The 4,392-nt window shown below is 47.5% G+C and carries 4 protein-coding genes; all 4 read left to right on the top strand.

Features of this window, described 5'->3' with window-relative positions; genetic code table 11:
• The first annotated feature begins 130 nt into the window (after nt 1-130).
• The gene (gene chvE, locus JF818_RS00875) at nt 131-1,210 is read left to right on the top strand and encodes a multiple monosaccharide ABC transporter substrate-binding protein (protein WP_198890111.1); all 1,080 of its coding nucleotides are present in this window, start codon (nt 131-133) and stop codon (nt 1,208-1,210) included.
• Nucleotides 1,211-1,286: 76 nt separating this feature from the next.
• Entirely contained in the window at nt 1,287-2,810 is a 1,524-nt protein-coding gene (locus JF818_RS00870) for an ATP-binding cassette domain-containing protein (protein ID WP_370570292.1), read from the top strand.
• Complete coding sequence (gene mmsB / locus JF818_RS00865) at nt 2,807-3,988, top strand: multiple monosaccharide ABC transporter permease (protein ID WP_198890109.1); 1,182 nt, start codon at nt 2,807-2,809, stop codon at nt 3,986-3,988. The genes JF818_RS00870 and mmsB overlap by 4 nt, the downstream gene beginning before the upstream one ends.
• A 52-nt stretch (nt 3,989-4,040) precedes the next feature.
• Nucleotides 4,041-4,392 (top strand): LacI family DNA-binding transcriptional regulator (locus JF818_RS00860; protein ID WP_198890108.1); only part of this gene is annotated, 352 nt, incomplete at its 3' end.

The following is a 4,392-nucleotide window of genomic DNA, read 5'->3' as shown; positions in this document are numbered from 1 at the left end:
TGATACATGAACGTGCCCGGGCACTACGCAGGAAATTATATATTTTGCTTGAATACCCCTGCTCTAGTACTACGTATACCCTCCACAGCTTATGCATATCACTGGAGAAATCCAGATAAAGGAGTTGTATATGAAAAAGTGTGTCAGTGTGCTCATGATTGTGTTGCTGGTTGCAACATCTCTCTTCGCCGCCGGAACTAAAGAACAAAGCGGAGCCGCCAAGATTGGTGTCTCAATGCCCACCCAGAGCCTCCAGCGTTGGAACCAGGATGGTGCCAACATGAAGCAGCAACTCGAAGCAGCAGGCTACCAGGTTGATCTGCAGTATGCAGGGGATAATGATATCCCAACACAGGTAGCACAACTCGAGAACATGATTGTCACTGGATGTGATGTACTCGTTATCGCCTCCATTGACGGCTCAGCTCTCACTGAGGTACTCAAGCAGGCAAAGGATAATGACATTGAAGTCATCGCCTATGACCGTTTGATTATGAACAGTGATGCAGTCACCTATTATGCGACCTTTGACAACTTCAAGGTTGGGACAATCCAGGGAGAGTTCATTCGTGATGCTCTTAAGCTGGACAGCACAAAAGGCCCCTACTACATTGAACTGTTCACCGGTTCCCCTGATGACAACAACATCAATTTCTTCTTCGGTGGTGCCATGTCAATCCTGGAGCCATACATCAAGAGCGGCAAACTTGTCGTTCCTTCCGGACAGACCAGCAAGGCTCAGGTGGCAACATTGAACTGGTCAACCGAGGAAGCCCAGAAGCGCATGGAGAACCTCATCACTGCAAATGGATACGGCCCGAACGGGAAACGCCTGGATGCAGTCTATTCCTCCAATGACTCAGTTGCAAACGGAATCACCAATGCCTTGGTAGCAGCAGGCTACACCAAGGACAACTTCCCGATCATCACTGGTCAGGATTGTGACAAACCAGCGGTCAAGAACATGTTGCAGGGCTTGCAGGCTATGTCCATTTTCAAGGACACCCGCACCTTGGCAAGCAAGGTTGTGGAAATGGTCAATGCCATCGTAAAGGGTGAGGAAGTCGATGTGAACGACACCACCACCTACGACAACGGTACTGGCGTTATCCCGTCCTACCTCTGTGAACCTGTGTTTGCAACGGTGGACAACTACAAGGAACTGTTGATCGACAGCGGATACTACACCGAAGCCGACATTCAGGTCTGACCTTTTTCTGAAAGAGGCGGGTAGCATTAGTTGCCCGCCTTCTTGGAGGATAATTTTGGATACCCTACTCTTAGAAATGAAACACATCACCAAGCTTTTCCCTGGGGTAAAAGCCTTGGATGACGTCAACCTTGATGTCAGACAAGGTGAAATCCACGCAATTGTAGGAGAGAATGGAGCCGGTAAATCTACGCTGATGAATATTCTCAGTGGTGTGTACCCTTCTGGTTCTTTTGAAGGAGAAATCCTCATTCACGGGGAATCCTGCCACTTTCATACCATCAAGGAGAGTGAGCAGAAAGGGATTGCCATCATTCATCAGGAACTTGCCCTCGTCCCCTATCTTACCATCGGTGAGAACATGTTTCTGGGAAATGAGAGAGGCTCCTACTTCCGTATTGATTGGGATAAAACGTACAACAGGGCAGATGAGCTGCTTTCCATGGTCGGACTCGAGGAATCTTCCAAGATTGCGATCAAGGATATCGGGGTTGGCAAGCAACAGTTGGTTGAGATCGCCAAGGCACTGGCAAAGAACGTCAAAGTACTGATCCTTGACGAGCCAACCGCTTCTCTCAATGATTCTGATGCAAAAAAATTACTCGACCTCCTGTTGCAATTCAAAGAGAGGGGAATGACCAGTATCCTCATCTCACATAAACTCAACGAGGTCTCCTATGTTGCCGATAGGATTACCGTCATCCGTGATGGTCAGGTCATCACCACCATGGATAAGCATGAAAAAGCATTCAATGAGAATGAGATCATCAAGGCAATGGTCGGTCGAAGTATTGAAGACCGATTCCCAAAACGTAATACAACAATCGGAGAGGTCAGTCTTGAGGTTGAGCATTGGAATGTCTACAACCCGCTCAACCTAGGGAAAAAGATCTGTGACGATATCAATATCAAACTCCATAAAGGAGAGGTGGTTGGAATCAGCGGCCTTATGGGTGCAGGCAGAACAGAGTTTGCCATGAGCTTGTTTGGAAAGAGTTACGGACAGGATATCAGTGGAACCATCCGCATCAATGGGAAGGAAGTTCACCTGAACACCGTACAACAGGCAATCGAGAACAAGATTGCCTATGTGACTGAAGACCGCAAGACCAATGGTCTTATTCTCTCAAAACCCATCATGGAGAACACCACCCTTGCGAACCTGCAGTCGATCAGCAACCACCAGATCATAGATCCAGACCTGGAAATCCAGGTATCCAAGAACATGGTGGCAAAGATTGGAACGAAATGTTCTTCGGTATTTGAAGAGGTCAACAACCTCTCAGGGGGCAATCAACAGAAGGTATTGCTGGGTAAATGGATTTTTACCGAACCAGATATACTGCTGCTTGATGAACCAACAAGAGGTATTGATGTGGGTGCAAAATATGAAATCTACACCATCATCAACCAACTGGCTGAGGAAGGGAAGTCCATCCTCGTCATCTCTTCCGAAATGCCTGAGATCCTCGGTATCTGTGACCGAATCTATGTACTCAGCGAAGGAAGAATTGTGGGGGAGATGCTTGGCTCTGAAGCGAGTCAGGAAGCAATTATGACGTGTATTATCCAGAACCAGAAAGGAGCAAGAACATCATGAGACATAGCCTCGGGATCAAGGAATCTATGAAGAAGAATTCCATGCTTTTAGTCCTCATCGCAACAATGATTCTCTTCAATGGCTTGATCAGCGCCAGTGGGAGAGGTTCCCTTTTCGTCCCAGCAAACATCTCGAACCTCATCAGCCAGAACTCCTACGTAGTGATTCTGGCAACAGGTATGTTGCTCTGTATCCTTACCGGTGGAAACATTGACCTTTCAGTAGGCTCGGTTGTTGCCTTGGTTGGAGCTTTGGCCGGAACCTTGATCGTGAACCTCGGTTGGAATATCTACTTTTCCATTTTTGTTTGTTTGCTTACAGGATTGGCAATCGGGGCGTGGCAAGGGTTCTGGATCGCCTATGTACGGATTCCTCCCTTTATCACCACCTTGGCTGGAATGCTGCTCTGGAGAGGGGTTGCCTTGCTCATTCTCAATGGGCTGACCATCTCCCCTTTCCCGGAAGAATACCTGAATTATTTCAACAGCTTCCTGCCCAATACAGACGACAAGGCAAAGGTATTCGCCATCACATTCATCATTAGTGTCATCATCTGCTTGATCGTCATAGCATATACGCTGTTCAATCGACAGACCAAGAAGAAAAAAGGATATCAGATTGAACCCCTGGTATTTACGATCGCAAGAATCATTTTCCTCTCTGCAGCAATCCTCCTGGTAGCAAGCTTGCTTGGTCAGCACAAAGGAATTCCTGTTGTCCTGATCCTGCTTGCAGTAATCGTACTAGGATATAGCTACTTCACTTCTCGCAGTGTACCAGGAAGACATCTCTATGCATTGGGCGGCAATGAGAAGGCAGCAAAACTCTCGGGAATCAATACCAATCGGGTACTCTTCTTCGCCTATGCGAATATGGGCTTTCTTGCCGGTGTAGCTGCCCTGGTTGGAGTGGCACGGTTCAACTCTGCAGCCCCGACAGCAGGGACAAACTATGAGCTTGATGCAATCGGAGCTTGTTTCATAGGAGGGGCTTCAGCATACGGTGGAACAGGGACCGTTGGTGGAGCAATCATCGGAGCCATCTTCATGGGTGTCCTGAACAATGGTATGTCGATACTTGGGATTGATGCGAACTGGCAGAAAGCCGTCAAGGGTATCGTTGTTCTTGCTGCTGTGGTGTTTGATGTTTTAAGCAAAAAGCGGGTAAAATCCAGCTGAGGACACTTGCGCATGCAACGTTGTCAGCGTATTCTCATGCAAAAGGACTACCATGGCTGTTACAATTAGAGATATCGCAAAAGAGGCAGGAGTATCCAGGGGAACCGTCGATCGGGTTCTTCATAAACGTAAAGGAGTGAATGAAGAGGTTGCAAAACGGGTGCAGGCTATCGCAGATGAGATGGGATTCACCCCCAACCTTGCAGGAAAAGTACTTGCAAGAAGGAAACAACCTCTAAGAATTGGATGTCTTTTGCCAAGTATAGGTAACCCATTCTTTGACGATGTAATCGCAGGCTTTCGCCAAGCAGAACGTGAGCTGAGTGACTTTGGCGTAATCCTGGATATAATCCAGATCAAATCATTCGATCTCGATGTACACCTGAAAGAGCTCAAGCATCTGG

Source organism: Sphaerochaeta sp. S2, assembly GCF_016406725.1.
Taxonomy (GTDB): Bacteria; Spirochaetota; Spirochaetia; order Sphaerochaetales; family Sphaerochaetaceae; genus Sphaerochaeta.
Note: the sequence above shows the minus strand (reverse complement) of the source record. Positions and strands in the feature narration are given on the sequence as shown.

Excerpts from the sequence above, each read along its gene's own strand:
- chvE (WP_198890111.1), top strand. The coding sequence starts at position 131 with ATGAAAAAGTGTGTCAGTGTGCTCATGATTGTGTTGCTGGTTGCAACA.
- JF818_RS00870 (WP_370570292.1), top strand. The coding sequence starts at position 1,287 with ATGAAACACATCACCAAGCTTTTCCCTGGGGTAAAAGCCTTGGATGAC.
- mmsB (WP_198890109.1), top strand. The coding sequence starts at position 2,807 with ATGAGACATAGCCTCGGGATCAAGGAATCTATGAAGAAGAATTCCATG.